Raw genomic sequence first — 17230 nt, 5'->3', positions numbered from 1 at the left:
CGCTTTTTAGGTTTTGCTGTCAGAGGCTGGGCTTTACATCGACAGTGTATGGAACTGAGTAGCTGCAGCTTCCAACTGGTGTCTTCTGCTTTGTGATGAGTCTTTGCCTCATCAGTAAGTTATCCAACCCCGCAACTCTCTACTCAGAATCCAATATTCACCCGAATCATAATCATCTGGTCGCGGGTTCGCTGTGCATCAAGCCCCAGCGTTCCCTGGTAAGCGATTCCGGGCGTGATATTGTGCGGCAGCAGAAAATCGACCGCGGTGCCTGCCGTTAACGTCTGGCGGCTTGGCTCGGTCAGCGGTACTCGCCACGTGTCGTTGCCCGTATCAGCATAACCCACGCGAGCGATACCATTGTTGCTGAGTGTCTGCGCATACTCCACACGGCCCTGCAAGCGCAGCGCGATTTGACCGCTTGTTACCCGATGCTCACCGCGCAGCCCGGCGCCACCAATGATCTGAGAAACCGTTTGCGGGGCATAAGCCAGACTATATGCGCCTGCGCCGGACTCACTGTAGCCATTAAGCCATGTGCGGTAATACTGCAGGCGGCCATAAGGTGATAACAGGCTGTCTGTGGTTCGCAATTCATAGCCTGAGGTCAGCGAAGCGAAAATCTGCCGTCCGGAACGGCTGCCGCGAGCTTCACTGGAAGTGCCGGTGATGACGCGTTTGCTATCGAAGTCCATCACGCCATGCCCAAGCAGGCCGTCCACGAAGAACGTCCCTGGATGATAGCTGCCATACAGTGCTGTGCTGAATGCGCGCCCGTTGGTCCGCGTGCCGCTGTCGCCAATGTCGCTGACGTCACGGCCAAAACCAATACCTAATCCTGCCGCGACGGCGGAAGTGAAGCGGTAGTCGGCACCGGTAGACACGCCCACGGTGGTATGACTGAAATGCACGCCGCCGGCTTTATCACCACCAAAATCAACATAGCCGCCTGTCCAGTAAGACAGGCGCTGTACCTGCCTGTCGGTGGAGAAGGGCAGCGCGGGGAGAGAGGGCTGCGCCGGACGGTGATCATTGAAGGCTTTCTGCTGCCACGCGGTTGCCCACATTTTCTCGTCAGCATCATGCTCTGCCTGAGCCGATGGCAGCGAAAAGCGGATGCCGTTGATGTCCGAAGGGAGCTCGCCGCCGCTGTGTAACTGTTCCAGCCTGTCGCTGAAGTTTCGTAGCTGCGCGCGAGCGAAACTCTGCGCGGCACGATACTGAGCGCTGACCAGACCAATGACATCTGCGTCCTGCGCAGGATTGGGACGGGCGGTAATCGTCAACGTCACGCTGGCCGGCGGCGTTGTGCCGGCAGGGCTGGTCAGCACATAGCGCAGTGCGACGCTGCCACTGGCCTGTGCGGCTGCGGTGAAAAACAGCTGAAACTCACTTCCCGACGCATGTATTTCAGCTTTGCCGAGACTGCTTTCCGGTTGATCAAGCAACTGCGCACCGGTAAACGGACCGCCTGTCGCACCGCTGGTCAGGCTCACCATGACTGACTGACCGGCAACAAGCGTGGCGCTGTGATCAGTGGCCTGAGGCCCGGCCGCCGTCACCGACAGCGTGTAATTAACCCGCAGGGTACTGCCGGCAGCATCGGTAACCTGAACACTGAACTGGCTATTACCGGCTGCCTGTGGCACACCGCTGAGCTGTCCATCAGAGAACGCCAGGCCCGCAGGCAGCGTTCCGCCAGACAGCCAGCGATAGGGCGCGGTTCCTCCCGTCACGCTGAAAGTCTGTGCGTACATTTTTCCTGCTTCAGCCGGTAGCAGCTGACCGCCTGCGGGTTGTAGCTGCAGGGCTGACTGCGAGGTTACCGTGACAGCCAGGGTATAACTGGCTGTGCCGCGGTTACCCAGGCTGTCTGCTGCGGTGATCTGAAAGCGATAGTTCCCGGCTGCCTCAGGCATGCCAGAGAGTTTGCCTGTCGGGCTGTCCAGGCTGATGCCTGCTGGCAGGTTAAGCGCGCTGAAGGAATAGGGGGCCGTCCCGCCTGCTGCGGTCACTGTTGTTGTCCAGTCACTGCCAGCGGTTGCAGGCTGCAGCGTTCCGCCGGGTGGCGAAAGCGTCAGGACGGACTGCGACACGCTGATTAAAACCTGCGCGCTGCTGGAGGTTCCGCTACTGTTGCTGGCGGTGTAAGTTAGACTGTCGCTTCCCGAGAATCCTGCAGCAGGTTGGTACGTTATGCTGGTGCCGGTTACGGTAATGCTGCCGTGTGAAGGTGGCGTAATGATGGTGATGGACGTCGCGACGCCGCTGGAAAGGCTGAGAGGCAGCGTATTGTTGCTGCTGTTGGCGGCGACCGTGGCGGCACTGTTGCTGGCTGAGGGGGCCGCAGCGTTGATAGTCAGTGTGTAGCTGGCGGAGCCGCTGGCCCCGTGGGCGTCCGTGGCGATGACCTGGAAGTGATAATTTCCTGCCGCTGCGGGCGTTCCGGACAGCGTACCGGCGGATGCGTTCAGCGACAGGCCAGGCGGCAAAGCGGTGCTGCTCCAGGTATACGGAGCCGTGCCGCCTGAGGCGGTGATCGTCTGCGACCAGGTGTTGCCGGCCGTCGCGGCGGACAGCGCACCCGATGCCGGTGACAGCGCCAGCGCCGGAGCGCTGACATTCAGCGTTACGGTAGCATCCGCAGAGGTTCCACCCCCATTTGCGGCATGCCAGACAAAGCTGTCGCTGCCGGAATAACCTGCTGCCGGCGTATACATCACGTCAGTACCTGAAACCGTGGCGCTACCGTGTGCCGGAGGCGTTACGAGAGTTACCGACGTCGCCGCCCCACCGCTGAGCGCCAGCGAAATAGTGTTATTGGTGCTGTTGGCCGCAACGGTTGAACTGCTGTTTGCCGAGGCTGGCGGCGCTTCTGCACGGGTCACGCTGATGCTGTACCCGCGGGTGGTACCATCCTGCGCGCTCACCACCACGGAAATAGTGTTGCTTCCGACGTTCAGCGCGATGGCCTGCGAGGCCGAACCCGAAGCCACTGATGAGCCATTGACTGTCACCGTGGCATGGCTTTCATTCACTACCGGCGTTACCGTCACCGACGAAACATCGAACGCAACCGATGCGCTGTAATTGCTGGTGGCGGCGCTGAAAGACGGTGACAGTGCGCCAGCAGACAATGACAGGCCTGACAGCGTGGCATCGCTGGATGACGATGTTGCACTGGTACAGTTAAATACGAGGTTACTGAGCTGTCCATGCGAGGTGGTAATCCGCACGGCCAGCCCGTTGGTCTCCAGACTGCCGGCCGGCACGGTGATTGTCACGGTGTGGGAAGTGGTTGTGGTTGAATTTGCGGCGTTGTAAGTCTGAGCATTACTCAGGTCAAAACGGGCTACGCTCAGACTGTCGGCATTCATAGGAGGGCCGCCCGCAGCAGAACCGCTGTCGGTAAAGCTCAGCGTCAACGCGTCGCCAGCGGTAAAGTCCGAGGCAGGATACCTGTTGGCGCTGTAGGACAGAGAGGTGGAACCTGACAGGGCATTGACGGTAGCACAGCCGTTAGATAACGCTGAGGCTGACGGAGTGAACCCCCAAAAAAAAGCAGCCGTTATCAGCCAGGCGTAAATACGCCTGGCGGTTAAAGAAGCATTCATGCGCTACCCAGAGATGATTAGTATTTTTATGTTTTTTATGTTACCGGGAAGCGACGATGACAAAAGCGTAATTAAGGGAGTAAAAACTGGCTATCACGCGGGTTAGGCAATAATCCGCGAGTGCGTTGTCTGAACTCATGCTGTCACATCGGCTCAGGCTTTCTCATCGAACCAGTTCTGAAACCCCGCTATTGCATCAGGCATCATTTCGCGGGCGCGTTCCATTATCAGGGTCTCCGCAGAGCGTAGTCCGTTCTGCGGGTGCGGGGCTTCGCACAGTGCCTGAGCCAGATCGGCAGCATCAAGCATCGCCAGGTTGACCCCTACGCCAACCGGCGGCATCAGGTGAGCGGCATCGCCAATCAGGGTGATGCCCGGCCGTGGTGCCCAGCCAAAATCGGCGGGCAGGCTGTAAATCGGGCGTCTGACATAGTCACCGGTGGCGTTCACCACCAATTGCAGGGAAGCGGCCCAGTCGCGGTAGCTGTCGCGCACCCAGGCGGTGAGGCCGGAGGAGGCTATGTGTTGATCGATGACATCAGGGGCGCGCTTCATCGCCGCATAGACGCAAATCCTCCCGCCGCCGTTGCGTTGCGTGACCAGCGCCTGCGCACCGCCAAAGCTGAACGCGGTCCCGTTGCCGGCAATGCTGTTGATTTGGTCGGACGGGTGATCTATCCAGCCTTCGAAAAAGGTAATGCCGGTATAAACCGGACGTACCGGCGTCAGGTAACGGCGGACCCGCGACCAGGCACCGTCAGCACCAATCACGATATCGGCTTCGTAGCGCCTGCCGTTTCTGAATACCAGCCCGTGCGCTTTTTGCTGGCCATAGTCAACGTAATGCAGTTTGTGATCCCACTGCAGGGTCTGCGGTAACAGGGCGCTCAGCAGCAGGTTTTTCAACTCGCCGCGATCGATTTCCGGTTTATCCATTTCACCTTCCGGCGTGAATCTGTCGACCTCAATGTCTCCGGTAAGGTAATTCAGCATCCGGCTTTCCTGATCCTCATGCCTGGCGATGTTGATGAACTGCTCCAGCAGGCCCGCTCTGTGCAGTGCCGCCTGGCCGCTGTCAGCATGCAAATCAAGCGAGCCGCCCTGACTCCGCGCAGCATCCGCCGGCTCATCCTCAAACACCGTTACGTTAAAACCGTGGCGCTGAAGAATCACGGCCGCCGTGAGGCCTGCCGGGCCGCCGCCCACAATAGCGATAGTCAGTTTGTCCGACATGTCTTTTCTTCCCCAATGTGAAAGTGGATACTGTATAATCACAAAGTTGACATATCAACTACGCGACGGGATAAATAATGGGCAGCACAGAGATTTCAGACGCAGAGTGGCAGGCATGGCGCGGATATCGCCGGCTTGCTGAAATCATCACCGGACGCATTGTCAGAGAGATCAATGAGGCGACCGGGTTGTCCGGTCCGGATTTCATGATCCTGATGGAAATCAACCGCAGTCCGCAGGGCGTACTGCTGCAGCGAGAGTTGCTGGAATACCTTGAATGGGACAAGTCGCGGCTATCGCACCAGCTTTCACGTATGGCCGCCCGGGATCTGGTACAGCGCAGCCGCACGACTCGCGCAGGGATTTCAGTCCGCATGACAGAGGCAGGGAGCCAGCTGCTTGCTACAGCGCGGCCGATACATGCCGCGGGCGTGCGGCGAAATTTCCTCGATTTGCTGACGCCGGAAGACATCGAAGGGTTGATCGCTATCACCGGGCGGTTACGGCAGTCTGCCAGCGGTTTTATCGAATAATTCCCGGCCGGTCAGGTTCAGACACTCCTTCTGCAACCGGCACAATCGCGGCAGCCGTTGACGGGATCATGTGAAAGACTAATTAAAACAGGGGTTTGTATTTTTCGCGCTGTCAGGCTGTTGACAGCCTCTTCGTGCTGGCCCTAAATTGAGCAGTCGCTCTAATTTTGAGCCTGGTCCTGCCGCTGATGGTGAAAATAATGTTACTGAGAGCCTCCTCCCGTTTCTGGCGTTATCTGATGAAGAACCTTCTGACGTATGCTGCCATTCTGCTTGCCGGCGGGTTAGCCACCGCGAATATGGCCAGTGCTGCCGTCACCCATGTCGCTATCTATCGCGGCGGTGCAGGCTGTCCGGGCTGCTCCGAAATGGTCCGTAAATCGCTGGAACAGAGCGGTCTGCCGCTGGACATCGCGTATGTCGGAGAGCAGGAAAAAATAAAGGTCACGGAGGATAATCTCGCCACTTTTGATGTGTACATCCAGCCCGGAGGCGGGCAGGACATCCCCGGCGCCTTTGCTGCGCTGGGCGACGAAGGGGCTGAGGCCATACGCAAATTTGTGCGCAATGGAAAAAGCTTTCTCGGATTGTGTATGGGCGCGTATCTGGCTGATGAAAACTGGCTGGGGCTGATCCCCTCATCGCTGGACTCTGAAGTCATGCGCAAGGGGACTAACATACCCGACGAGGGCGATTACGTTGTCGATGTTGTCTGGCAGGGTAAAACCGAAAAATTTTATTATCAGGATGGTCCTTACCTGAATGCCGAAGACGCGCACGGCTTTGTCGCTCTGGCGCGCTATGCCAACGGTGATATCGCGCTGGCGAAATATACTTACGGTAAAGGCACGGTGCTCCTGAGCGGACCGCATCCGGAAGCGGATGAAAGCTGGATGGCGCCGGAGAAAAACAATCCGGCCTACACCTCAGCCGGCAGCAAGATGGCCAGACTGATTAATGATTTAAAGTCCGGGAGGTAAGCGGCTATGTGGAAAAATCCCCGCTAGCGACAAAGTTTCTGCAAGGCGGCCATTATCTCAAGAAAAAAATGTGTCCGCTTATCCGCAGAGTAGTTAAGAATAAGCGCGCTTGAGTAACCGTCAATCAGGGCGTGAAGATTACGCGCCACCTCGTCTTTACCTGCTTCGCTGAGGTGGCCAAATGCCTGGCCGGATAAGCCCTGACGGATGATCGCTGTCCACGTCTGCGTGCTGGAGAGCAGCAGCTGCTCAAATTGCGTATCCCTTGCCGCCAGCGGCCACAACTCGAGGTAGATCAACCAGTGAGAAGCCGGTCCGTCTGGCAGGAGATAATCCACCAGCGCATGAAAAAAGGCGTCATGCTGTGAATCATCCCTCTTTTCACTCTCTACAGAGAAAGCGGCAACGTCCTCATCCAGCATGAAAGCAATCGAGTCCAGCCTCAGCGCATCCCAGTTTTTGAAATAGTGGTAGATATGGCTGCGGGATATGCCCAGCGTATTGGTCAGATCGCGGGTTGAAACATTGTTGAAGCCGCGCTCCCGAAAAAGCTGCAGCGCCGCGAGAATGATATTTTTCTTAACCGTTTCTTTTTTCACGTTCAACCTTAAAAGACACCGTTTTCCTGAACGTTAATGCAGCAACCTGTCGCCGGACCTGCCTTTCTGCGTTACGCCTTAGCGTGTTTCTCATTAACCAGCCAGCGTACCTTAGCAGAAAATTCTCCCCCTGTCGGGGGCGGGATTGCAGCAGGCCAGCCAGGGTTTGAGCGCAATGCGAGAGCGCGGCTGCGGCGCAAACATGCGCTGTGCAGTCAGGGCGGTGCGGGATTTTTATTCAGTTGCCATCCGGCAAAAATCGTGACCAGCCTCACACTTTCTCGTTTCTGACTATACTCAAACCTCCTTTTTATCCCGTCATTGACCAGGTCTTGAATCACCCATGGACGATAGCAAGCAAAATCCTTCGCAGTCTCAATCCGATGACAGCGGCAGCCTGACGTTTACTGTTCAGCAACGCCTGTTTTTTGTGGTGTTAGTCGCCACGATGGGCGCGCTGGCGTTTGGCTACGACACCGGCATTATTTCCGGCGCGCTGCCCTACATGACGCTGCCCGCCGCGCAGGGCGGTCTCGATCTCACGCCATTTACTGAAGGGCTGGTGACCTCTGCGCTCACCTTTGGCTCCGCGCTCGGCGCGTTCATCAGCGGTTATGTCTCGGACCGCTTTGGTCGCCGTATCACGTTACGCAGCCTTGCCCTGTTGTTCATTGCCGGGGCGTTAGGCACCACGGTTGCGCCGAATCTGGAAATCATGGTGGTGATGCGCTTTATTCTGGGTTTCGCGGTGGGCGGCGGATCGTCAACGGTTCCGGTCTTTATCGCTGAAATTGCCGGGCCTAAGCGCCGGGCACCGCTGGTCAGCCGCAACGAACTGATGATTGTGTCAGGGCAACTGCTGGCTTATGTCGTCAGCGCCGCCATGAGTTTGTTACTGCACGATCCGGGCATGTGGCGCTATATGCTGTCGCTGGCGATGATCCCCGGCATTCTGCTGTTTATTGGCACCTTTTTTGTCCCGGCTTCACCGCACTGGATGGTGGCGGAAGGACGCTTTAATGAGGCGCTGCGTATCCTGCGCAAACTGCGGGAAAATCCGCGCGAGATTAAAAAAGAGATGGCAGAGATGCGGCAGAATGCCCGTGAAGCCCGTCAGGGGCCACCCGCGCGCGAACTGTTAAAAGAGAAATGGATTGTGCGTCTGCTGCTGCTGGGCTGCGGCATGGGCATTGTCGCGCAGTTTACCGGCGTCAACGCCTTCATGTATTACACGCCAGTCATTCTGAAAAGTACCGGGCTGGGCACCAGTGCTTCGATTGCGGCTACCATCGGCAACGGGGTGGTATCGGTACTGGCCACCTTTGCCGGCATTAAAGCCATCAGTCATTTCGGCCGGCGCCCGATGCTGATGACCGGGCTGTCGGTGGTGATTGCGATGCAGCTGGCGCTGGGGGCGGTGCTGGTTCTCATGCCACAAAGCCTGACGCAAAGCCTGCTGGCGCTGGCGTGTATTCTGGTGTTCCTGTTCTTTATGCAGATGTGCATTTCCCCGGTTTACTGGCTGCTGATGTCGGAGTTGTTTCCGATGAAAGTTCGCGGGGTATTAACCGGTTCAGCGGTAGCGTTTCAGTGGATATGCAACGCCGTGGTGGCGCTGGCGTTTCCGCCTTTGCTGTCGCTGGTGGGTAATAAGGCGTTCTTTATCTTTGCCGCAATCAACGTGGCTTCCCTGGTGTTTATTGCCGTGATGTTGCCGGAAACCCGGGGGAAATCACTGGAAGAAATTGAATCCCACATGCGCGAGCATTTTGGTGAACCAGCGGATCAAGCCGCGTCATCAGGCTGAATCGTCGTCATGCTGCGGCAGGTTGCGCCAGCGCCTGCCGACAGAAACCTTTGTCGCGGCACCCGCCGCGGCATTTTTCATGCTCGCTAAAATAAATCCTGTTACAGGCTTCATTTCAGAACTTGCCTGCACCGGTTCGCTCAATAGGGTCTACAGTGTGACGTGAGGTTCTCATCAACGTGAAATGGAGGAAGTAAATTTGTCTATTCAACACGACGGGAAAGGGCACGTCATTATTGGCGAAGCGGCACTAAGCCTGGCTTTGGGCAAAAAGAAGATCAGCGTTAATACGCTTATCGACGAGCTCAGACACATGAAACGCGCTGGCGGCAGCGACACACGCCTGTCCGCGATTTCAGAGGCGATCGGCTGGCTCAGAAGCTTTGATGAGCCGGAGCAGGCCGCGATCCATGTGCCGTACCTGCAGACGCTTGCAGGCCTGAACGACGAGAAGAACTGACGCCATAAGACGTAGTCCGGCTCTGGCCGGAAGACGACAACGTAGATGACCTCATCGGACGCGCGTTAGCGTGTACCGGCCGGAGAAAACTGTCAGGGATGACGTCTTCACCACCATCAAACCTCGTATTAACGATTTTCGGCAACGCGGCATGTGGCAACGGATGCGGGCTTTAGCGACGGATGTGCAACGCGCTGAAGGTGAGCGGATGAATCAAACGATCAGCGACCAAACAGCATCGCCAGCAGGGAACGTGCCTGTTCCGCTTCGATGTCATCGTCCGTGTCATTGATGTGCCCGATAAGCTTGAGACAGATCGCGGTGCGCGTCAGCCGACGTTCCTGACGCAAAATTTCAACGGTGATGCGTCCCAGTAGCGCAATCTGGCGGGGATCGGTGACCTGACTGAAGTAACCGGCTAGTCCGGTATTGTGACAAGGCGGCAGCCCGTTGTTTCTCATTTGTCCACCTGCAGCACACGATCATCTTGTAGGGCGCAAAGTAACCGATACGATATCGTCTGTACAGCAACAATCCTCTCCCCGTGTCAGGAAATCAGCGGGTTGTCCAAACCGATACCGTTTTTCCTGCCGCTGAGCCCAGCCATCATGCCGGTTATTTCAGCACGTAAGCCCCTGAGATTAATGTGTTAGCATTTTTTGCACAAGAATGTAGCTAATACAGAAACAGTATTGCTGTACAAGTTTTATTTCTTTGTATAAGTTTACGCACAGAGAGAAGCGACGTTATTTTAATCATCTGAGGGGATCATCATGCGTCAGAATGTTGCAAAATTTCCAGACAGCGCCAGTGAGATTGCCCGCTATTTCAGCAGAGCGACAGCACCTACTCAGCAGGAAACGCTGGGGCAGATTGTCGTTGAGATCCTGCGCGCAGGAAAAAACCTCAACCGTAAGGCGATCTGCACCAAACTGCTGAGACGGCTTGAGGTCGCGGCAAATTATGAAGAAGAGCGTCATTACCAGACGCTGATTGGCATGCTGTTTGAACGCTGATACGAAAAGGGATAATCGGTGGTACCTGCAGCATGCGCTTTATGACCCGGGAAGGGTTAGCCACTTGTCCGAAAGGGCACAGTCCCGCAGGGGGTGGGCATGCAGAGAAGTCAAATTGAACGTTTAACCGAAATCGTTCTGGGCGAGGCGGTGGTCAGGCTGCTCGATAATAATGAACGAATCAATGTGGCGACCGTTTCAGCCCGACTCCGGTCAATGGCCGCAGAGGAATTTAATCCCGACCGTCTGGAGGCGATCAGGATCGCCATCAGGGAGCTGCAGATGCAGTCAGCAGCCCGGGAAAATCGTGAAAAGCCGATGGCTGCTCTGGGCGGGATGCCACAACCCAGGGCTGGTAAAAAGCATTAATGACAGGGACGGTACGATCTCGTGATTAACCGGAGTGTGGCAGGACGCCCGGCATAACATGGCCATCTCAGGATGGCCGATTTTTTGGCGACCACCGGGCTGTCAGCAACGCCCGGTTTATGGATAACGACACATGCAAACCAACGAACACCCATTCAGCGCGGAAGCGGCCCTTATTCACCATTTTCGCAGCGGCGGTGAGCGCTATGCAGCCGAAGCCGCGGCACTGGATGCCGTGATTCGCGACATCGTCATCCATGGCCAAAAAGTGACGAGCAAAACCATCATCCTGTATCTCATCGCAGAGCTTGAGATGACCACCGATATTGTCAAACTGGATGTACTGCGCAACGTGCTTGAAATCGTGGTCGGCAGAACGCCGGATGATGAAGGGTTCTGAAAAGGTTAGTAAGCCGGAGCAGTAGATTAAGCTTAGTGCATCTGCTTCACAAGCATACTGATGGCGTTTAAACAGGCCTGCCGCAATTCATCTTCGCTTGCCGTTTCGCCAAGCTGATGCAGTGCATGGGTAATGTCCTGAAGTGTCAGGTGCTGGTCCGGCTTAAGAAGGCGCGCCACAACCGTTCCAATAACGGCGTAGATATCTTCGGCGGTAGTGTCATCGCTCAAATGACCTCCATCCGTTGGTGGATAAGCATACAGTATAGCAGAAACCACAGCGTCAGGCGCGGCAGATTGTCAGGCAGCGATCAGTGCAGCTTGCCGGAAAAAGAGAAATGCCCGGCAGTGAACGCCTCTTTCTTCACCGCACTCATCTCCATTTCCCGTCTGACGTCCTCAATGACACGCAGCACAGCACGAATGCGGTCACTGTCTGTTTCGCGGTCAAGCATCGCCTGCAGCCTGTCGTTAAGGGCCGCCCAGCTTATGGCGACGTTATCATCGAGTAACGCCGTTACGGCTTCTCCGATGATGATATCCGCCATTTTATCGTCAAAATTGTTTTTCATCAGTCTGTCCGGCTGCGGTTAGGGCAACGAGCTTAACACAGGAATCTCACCCGGACACATTGAGCACATCAAACTCCGCTAAAAGATGCCGGACGCAGGTTATCGGCGCAATGATTAGCATATTGAGTTGCCGGCGTTGCAAAGAGGATGGCATTTGCGTTCGCGCTGGCCATCACGACGCTACTTTCTGACGGGTTCCGCAGCTTCAGCGCGCCCGCTGACTTCTGAAGCCGCCTGATCCAGACGATAAAGTAAGGTGTCGCCGCGTTCGCAGTAACGCGCCGGCCAGATCATCGCCCCGTTACCGTCCTCCACGTACTTCACACCCAGTCCCTCCACCACTGCCCATGGCTGCGCCAGCGCACTGCGGTACCGAAGTAACTCACGCGCCATGGAGACTGCCTCCGGTTCGTTCTCCTCCGGATGGCTGGATATAAACTGCAGTCGGGCATCGCTCAGCATTGTCTTCTCCTGTGAGCCTGACGTTTTATCTCTTCAGAGGTTCTGCGTCGTCAGGCTTAACCGCTTTCAGATCGCCTCGCGGCTCTCAGGCCATGCCACGGCGCCGCCCTCAGGCGTAAACAGGCTGCCCTGGAAATCGATGATCCCGGCCGCCTCCAGCCACATCCACTCTTCGGGACGCTCAATGCCGGCCGCAATGACGTTGATTTCCAGCGCCGAACAACAGCGGATGACCGCCTGCATCACCGCCTGCTTCGGGCCGCTACGGTGAATATCACGAACAATATTCGCGCCGATACGTACCCGGTCAGGCTGGACGTGCGCCAGTAAAGAGAGACCGGCCGAGCCGTCGCCGAAGTTATCAATGGAAAGGCTGATGCCAGCCTCTTTCAGCTGTCTCACCGCCGTGGAAAAGTCTTCGAGCCGGGAGATGACTTCCGTTTCGCTCACGCCAAGAATGATTTGCTGCGGCACCAGCTCCGCCTGCGCGATGGCGCTGACCAGCTGACTTACCGCATCGGGAAGATAAACCAGCGTCATCGGCAGGATACTGATATACAGCGTCATGCCATCGGGACAGGCCTGGCCGGCTTTATGCAGTGCGTCTGTCACCACGTTGAGGTCATGAGTGTAACGCTCATGTTCCCCGAGTCCGGCGGGTTGCGCGTGCGGAATCGCCTCAATGGCCGTCACTTCACGGCCAAGGGGATCAACCACAGGGCGGAAAGTGACGCCACTGGCCGGCGCGGGAGATTGCCCTTCCGCGGGGATGAACTCCCAGAAATCAGCTGGCGGCACTTCAAAGTAGTTCTCTTTTTCACGCGCTTCGACAAAGGTTCTGAGGAACTGTAGCCCGCGATCGTCATAGGTCAGCTGATATTTCGACGTGCCGCGATCAAGCACCGCCTGCAGCACACTGCCGCTGTGGTGATTACGCAAATCGAACAGCTCCATGCCGGCATTACCGAAACGCCGCGAAGGAGAATAGTCGCGCATCAGCTCGACCACATTGTGATGACGCCGGTCGGCACAGATGCGGGCGTAGATTGCCAGAACGCCTTGCTCCGGCCCTTCCAGGATTTGAAAAAAGTGCGTGCCGTTAAACAGCAGGATGCCGGTAACATGATGCTCAGCATTGAGCAGACTCGCTTTTGCCACCATCTCCGGCAGGATATTGACGGGAACATCTTCAGAGATGTGGCTGCGATAAATTATTGTTGTAAGCATTATACGCTCCAGATTGTCGCGATTGTCCTCTGACACCTTAGCAGCATGGGTTAAATTGTGAAACGTCCGGGCTGAGTGCAGCCTGGCGGCTGACTGAGTCCGGTAAAAGGGTTGAGCGGGATTCAAAGGTCGGAAAAGGTGCTGACAGCCTGGCGGCCGCGCTGAAAAGACAAGCGGCGCTTAAAGCGCCGCTCCGGATGAGCCTGCCAGTGAGCGATAGCGGCCCGGCAGCAGGGCTTTAGCTGTCGCGGGTTTTACCCTCTTCGATAAACTCTTCGTCGATCTCTTCGACGTTTTCCCGGTTGTCGCGGCCGGAGAGCAGATTCCAGCAGGCGATGAACAGGGCAGCGATCAAGGGACCAATCACGAAGCCGTTGATGCCGTACACTTCCATGCCGCCCAGCGTGGCAATCAGGATCAGGTAATCCGGCATTTTGGTATCTTTGCCAACCAGCAGCGGACGCAGGATGTTGTCCACCAGCCCGACCACGATAACGAAGAAGCCCACCAGGAACAGGCCTTTCCACAGCGCACCGGTGGCGAAGAAGAAGATGGCCGCTGGCACCCAGACGATGGCCGAGCCGACTGCCGGAATCAGCGACAGGAACGCCATCAGCGCGCCCCACAGCAGGCTGCCGTCGATGTCGGTGATCCAGAAGGCAAAGCCACCAAGCACCCCCTGAACCACGGCCACCACCACGGTGCCTTTGACCGTCGCGCGCGATACGGCGGCAAATTTCATCAGCAGATGGTGCTTAACATAGGTGGAGAGCGGCAGCGCTTCGAGAATCAGCCCGACCAGCCAGGCGCCGTCTTTCAACAGGAAAAACAGCAGATAAAGCATCACGCCAAAGCCCACGGTGAAGGTGAAGGTCCCTTTACCGATCAGGAACACGCTGCCCGCCATGTATTGTCCGCCCTTCAGCGCAAAGCCGGAGAGTTTTTGCTGAATCTGTGCGGCATTGTTCAGATCGTGATCCGCCAGCCAGGTTTGTGCCCACTCCGGCAGATGCTGCAGCAGCGAGGCAAACACCGTCGGGAACTGCGCGGAATTGGTTTGCAGCTTGGTGTACACCGTATTGATCTCAACCACCAGCGACGAGGTGATGATTGCCAGCGGCGTGAACACGATCAGGCAGATAATCAGTAAGGTCACAAAGGAAGCGAGCCCGTTGCGGTCGCCCATTTTACGCCGCAGCAGTGATTTCAGTGGCGCAAAGATCACCGCCAGAATCGCCGCCCACAAAATGGCGGAGAAATAGGGCGCCAGCACATCAAAAAAGGCGATCGTGACAATCGCCAGAATCACTATAAAGAAACCGATATTTAACCCTTTAACACGCATGCAAAAGCCTCGCAGATAAACGTAGCGAATGAACTATAGAACGGCTTTTGCGGAATGTAATGTTTTTAGCGCGCAAGGCAAGGCGTGCAGGATGAAAAGCTGTCCCGATCTGTCCGCGCGATGTCCGCTCACAGGCTGGCGCGCCAGGGCGGCGGCGGCGATGATAGCCCTGAACCCTGACAGGAGAGTGCCATGCTGGAATTACGTCCTAACTGTGAATTCTGCGATAAAGATCTGCCGCCGGCCTCGCCTGATGCGCGCATCTGCTCGTTTGAGTGCACGTTTTGCGTTGACTGTGCGGAAGGCGTGCTGGCGCAGCACTGCCCGAACTGTGCGGGTGAGCTGGTACGGCGGCCGATACGTCCGGCGCAGGCGCTGCTGCGCCATCCGGCTGCAACTCAGCGATATCCTGTTTCTGCGCCACCCCGCTAAATTCGCCAGCGCAATTGGATTAATAGCCGGCGCATAATTATTGTGCGCCCGCTTGCTGGTTATTTAACCTTACGCTTCAGCGCAGTGAAAAATTAGCGTTATATTAATCACGCACATCGATTAATTGCCAGGGCAGCAATAGCGCTCGCATTATCAATGAAATGTGTCGGCCAGCTAGTTTGCCGGTCGGCTTAAATGGCGGCATAACTAAAAAATGGCATGGATTAATTTTTGCCTTTTAAATTCAATGTATTGTGATTTTATGGCGATGTTTTATACGGGCTGACTATATTTCCTGACGACAGCTGGTCAGAGCACGGACCTTATTTCCTTTCACATTATGTACCTTTGGTGGTTATTTTCTCTGCCATGAACATTTTTACGGTTTTTTCTGAAAATAGAAGTTTTCTGAAAGTATTTTGCCCTGATGAATGTTATTCTTTCCGGGCAATGCTAGTGATGTGGCGTTGTGTGCTTCAGTTTTACCCTCTTTTTAGCAGGGTTTCCCCGCTTTATGCTTTTTATGGAAATAGCATTGTCCGCCCGATCCCCGCGATCGGGTTTTCTTTATTCCCGCTGAATTAACTGCTTATTTCCCTGCCAGCCTTATCGTGCCACGCCACCATAAACTCTCCACAATCGTTAAGAAAGCGCTAACCTGGCGTAATGTATTGTAAGTCACCGATTTTTAAGACTTTTGGAAATGCTGTTTTAGCTTTGTTTAGGTAATAGTAAGCCTCAACGGCGCGCAGACTGCCGTTATCCCTGGAGGTAACACCATGAAAAAAACAACACTTACGATTATTGCGTCATTTATTGCATGCAGCACACTGTTTTCCAGCGTCTCCTGGGCCGACGGTCCCGGTGACCATCGCTGGGACCCGCACGGCGGCGACCGCCATCAGGATCGCGGCCCGGGTCCCGATCATCATGATCGTCGTGACTTTGGCCACGATCGCGGACCGGGCCCGGATCGTCACGACCACTATGCTGACCACCGTATGCCGGAGGGACATCGCGGCGGCGATCGCTTTGCCTGGCGCGGTCATGATTTTCGCCGTGGTTATCCGGCACCGCCGGAGTTCCGTGGTCCACACTATCGCGTCGACGACTGGCGGGCGCGCGGTCTGTATGAGCCGCCGCGCGGCGAGCACTGGGCCTTTATCGACGGAAATTATGTGTTAGTGGCGGCCGCGACCGGCATTATCACCGCCATTTTGCTGAATAACGCATTTAACTAATCCTGCCGCACGGATGGCGACGGCCATCCGTGTTTCTCTCCGCTTTCACCGCTCACCAGGTTATTCTCTGGACAACCCGTTTTTCCTTTCAACGCGTTAAGGAGTCATGATGACCATGGTAAAAATGGTGGCGGTGGATATGGACGGCACCTTTCTCGACGATAAAAAACAGTACAACCGGGCACGTTTTCAGGCCTGCTATCAGGAGATGAAGCGGCGCGGCATCAAATTTGTGGTCGCCAGCGGTAATCAGTATTACCAGCTCAAATCCTTCTTTCCCGACATCGCCAGTGAGATCGCCTTTGTCGCCGAAAATGGCGCGTGGATCCTCGATAGGGATGAGGAGCTATTCTGCGGCGCGTTTTCGCACGAGGATGTCAATGCCGTGCTTGATACCCTGCAGCGCGGTAACTATCCCAACCTGAAATACATCCTCTGCGGCCGTAACAGCGCTTATCACTTCAACACCATGGATGAGCAGTGGCTGGTCAAAATGCGTCACTATTGCCATCGCCTCAAGGCGATCGATAGCCTCGCTGACGTGGGCGATGACCGGCTGTTCAAGTTTGCGCTGAATCTGTCCGATGATTATGTCGATATTCTGATGGCTGATATTGAGCGTCTGCATCAGGGTGCGGCGGCGGCGACCTCCAGCGGGCACGGCTCGGTGGATTTGATTGTGCCCGGCTTGCACAAAGCCAACGGGCTGCGTCTGCTGCAGCAGCGCTGGGACATCAGCAGCGATGAGGTGCTCGCGTTTGGCGACGGCGGCAACGATCTGGAGATGCTGGTGCAGTCGCGCTTCAGCTTTGCCATGCAGAATGCGCCGCAGCGGGTCAAAGACGCTGCGCGCTACGGCGCACCGTCCAATAACCAGGAAGGCGTGCTGCAGGTGATTGAGCAGATGCTGGCGGGGGAAGGGCCGTTTGCTGGCTGAATAA

Annotated in this window: 20 protein-coding genes; 10 read left to right on the top strand and 10 right to left on the bottom strand. The window is 56.2% G+C overall.

Annotated features, from left to right (window positions below):
* Positions 1–143: 143 nt before the first annotated feature.
* Both AC6I8P_RS13550 and AC6I8P_RS13545 read right to left on the bottom strand, forming a co-directional pair.
* A complete protein-coding gene (locus AC6I8P_RS13550) occupies positions 144–3377 on the bottom strand; it encodes an autotransporter domain-containing protein (RefSeq protein ID WP_498030670.1) in 3234 nt (1077 codons plus the stop codon).
* Positions 3378–3767: 390 nt separating this feature from the next.
* A complete protein-coding gene (locus AC6I8P_RS13545) occupies positions 3768–4847 on the bottom strand; it encodes an FAD-dependent oxidoreductase (protein ID WP_498030669.1) in 1080 nt (359 codons plus the stop codon).
* 77 nt (positions 4848–4924) lie between these two features.
* Between AC6I8P_RS13545 and AC6I8P_RS13540 the strand changes: the two genes are divergently transcribed.
* Together AC6I8P_RS13540 and AC6I8P_RS13535 are read left to right on the top strand one after the other, a co-directional pair.
* On the top strand, positions 4925–5380 hold the full coding sequence (locus AC6I8P_RS13540) for a MarR family winged helix-turn-helix transcriptional regulator (protein WP_058769416.1): 456 nt from the start codon (positions 4925–4927) through the stop codon (positions 5378–5380).
* 239 nt (positions 5381–5619) lie between these two features.
* Complete coding sequence (locus tag AC6I8P_RS13535; RefSeq protein ID WP_498030668.1) at positions 5620–6360, top strand: BPL-N domain-containing protein; 741 nt, start codon at positions 5620–5622, stop codon at positions 6358–6360.
* Positions 6361–6383: 23 nt separating this feature from the next.
* Here AC6I8P_RS13535 and AC6I8P_RS13530 read toward each other — a convergent pair whose 3' ends face one another.
* Positions 6384–6959: a TetR/AcrR family transcriptional regulator gene (locus tag AC6I8P_RS13530; RefSeq protein ID WP_193751868.1), complete on the bottom strand. Its 576-nt coding sequence runs from the start codon at positions 6957–6959 to the stop codon at positions 6384–6386.
* A gap of 343 nt (positions 6960–7302) precedes the next feature.
* On the opposite strand from AC6I8P_RS13530, the gene AC6I8P_RS13525 reads away from it, so the two are divergent.
* Complete coding sequence (locus AC6I8P_RS13525; protein ID WP_081316057.1) at positions 7303–8766, top strand: sugar porter family MFS transporter; 1464 nt, start codon at positions 7303–7305, stop codon at positions 8764–8766.
* Here AC6I8P_RS13525 and AC6I8P_RS13520 read toward each other — a convergent pair.
* Positions 8758–8898 (bottom strand): hypothetical protein, encoded by a 141-nt coding sequence (locus AC6I8P_RS13520; protein ID WP_168926247.1) that lies wholly within the window; start codon positions 8896–8898, stop codon positions 8758–8760. The two genes, AC6I8P_RS13525 and AC6I8P_RS13520, sit on opposite strands and share 9 nt — an antisense overlap.
* A 67-nt stretch (positions 8899–8965) precedes the next feature.
* Here AC6I8P_RS13520 and AC6I8P_RS13515 point away from each other — a divergent pair, with 67 nt between their 5' ends.
* Positions 8966–9226, top strand: coding sequence for a hypothetical protein (locus AC6I8P_RS13515; protein WP_031279895.1), 261 nt, complete (start codon positions 8966–8968; stop codon positions 9224–9226).
* 221 nt (positions 9227–9447) lie between these two features.
* On the opposite strand, the gene AC6I8P_RS13510 is transcribed toward AC6I8P_RS13515, so the two are convergent.
* Complete coding sequence (locus AC6I8P_RS13510; protein ID WP_058775260.1) at positions 9448–9687, bottom strand: biofilm development regulator YmgB/AriR family protein; 240 nt, start codon at positions 9685–9687, stop codon at positions 9448–9450.
* Positions 9688–9999: 312 nt separating this feature from the next.
* On the opposite strand from AC6I8P_RS13510, the gene ycgZ reads away from it, so the two are divergent.
* The 3 genes from ycgZ (at position 10000) to AC6I8P_RS13495 (ending at position 11011) form a co-directional block, all read left to right on the top strand.
* Positions 10000–10242 carry a regulatory protein YcgZ gene (gene ycgZ, locus AC6I8P_RS13505; RefSeq protein WP_021508613.1) on the top strand — a complete coding sequence of 81 codons (243 nt, stop codon included), beginning with the start codon at positions 10000–10002 and terminating at the stop codon, positions 10240–10242.
* 99 nt (positions 10243–10341) lie between these two features.
* Positions 10342–10611: a hypothetical protein gene (locus tag AC6I8P_RS13500; RefSeq protein WP_136545626.1), complete on the top strand. Its 270-nt coding sequence runs from the start codon at positions 10342–10344 to the stop codon at positions 10609–10611.
* Positions 10612–10744: 133 nt separating this feature from the next.
* Positions 10745–11011 carry a biofilm development regulator YmgB/AriR family protein gene (locus AC6I8P_RS13495; protein ID WP_136545627.1) on the top strand — a complete coding sequence of 89 codons (267 nt, stop codon included), beginning with the start codon at positions 10745–10747 and terminating at the stop codon, positions 11009–11011.
* 32 nt (positions 11012–11043) lie between these two features.
* On the opposite strand, the gene AC6I8P_RS13490 is transcribed toward AC6I8P_RS13495, so the two are convergent.
* The 5 genes from AC6I8P_RS13490 to AC6I8P_RS13470 all read right to left on the bottom strand — a co-directional run bounded on the left by AC6I8P_RS13490 (position 11044) and on the right by AC6I8P_RS13470 (position 14616).
* Entirely contained in the window at positions 11044–11241 is a 198-nt protein-coding gene (locus AC6I8P_RS13490; RefSeq protein WP_058781240.1) for a hypothetical protein, read from the bottom strand.
* Between the two features lie 80 nt (positions 11242–11321).
* Positions 11322–11582 carry a hypothetical protein gene (locus AC6I8P_RS13485; RefSeq protein WP_021508609.1) on the bottom strand — a complete coding sequence of 87 codons (261 nt, stop codon included), beginning with the start codon at positions 11580–11582 and terminating at the stop codon, positions 11322–11324.
* A gap of 180 nt (positions 11583–11762) precedes the next feature.
* A complete protein-coding gene (locus AC6I8P_RS13480; RefSeq protein WP_021508608.1) occupies positions 11763–12044 on the bottom strand; it encodes a hypothetical protein in 282 nt (93 codons plus the stop codon).
* A 66-nt stretch (positions 12045–12110) separates the two neighbouring features.
* Positions 12111–13271 carry a diguanylate phosphodiesterase gene (locus tag AC6I8P_RS13475; RefSeq protein ID WP_282954286.1) on the bottom strand — a complete coding sequence of 387 codons (1161 nt, stop codon included), beginning with the start codon at positions 13269–13271 and terminating at the stop codon, positions 12111–12113.
* 238 nt (positions 13272–13509) lie between these two features.
* On the bottom strand, positions 13510–14616 hold the full coding sequence (locus tag AC6I8P_RS13470) for an AI-2E family transporter (RefSeq protein ID WP_498030667.1): 1107 nt from the start codon (positions 14614–14616) through the stop codon (positions 13510–13512).
* A 192-nt stretch (positions 14617–14808) separates the two neighbouring features.
* Here AC6I8P_RS13470 and AC6I8P_RS13465 point away from each other — a divergent pair, with 192 nt between their 5' ends.
* The 3 genes from AC6I8P_RS13465 (at position 14809) to AC6I8P_RS13455 (ending at position 17226) form a co-directional block, all read left to right on the top strand.
* Complete coding sequence (locus tag AC6I8P_RS13465; protein WP_262256330.1) at positions 14809–15048, top strand: DUF1272 domain-containing protein; 240 nt, start codon at positions 14809–14811, stop codon at positions 15046–15048.
* 779 nt (positions 15049–15827) lie between these two features.
* Positions 15828–16289, top strand: a complete 462-nt coding sequence (locus tag AC6I8P_RS13460; RefSeq protein WP_058781243.1) for an RcnB family protein — start codon at positions 15828–15830, stop codon at positions 16287–16289.
* A gap of 109 nt (positions 16290–16398) precedes the next feature.
* Positions 16399–17226: a Cof-type HAD-IIB family hydrolase gene (locus tag AC6I8P_RS13455; protein ID WP_498031167.1), complete on the top strand. Its 828-nt coding sequence runs from the start codon at positions 16399–16401 to the stop codon at positions 17224–17226.
* The last annotated feature ends 4 nt before the right edge of the window (positions 17227–17230 follow it).

It is taken from the genome of gamma proteobacterium symbiont of Lampromicra miyakona, from assembly GCF_059730895.1.
Note: the sequence above shows the minus strand (reverse complement) of the source record. Positions and strands in the feature narration are given on the sequence as shown.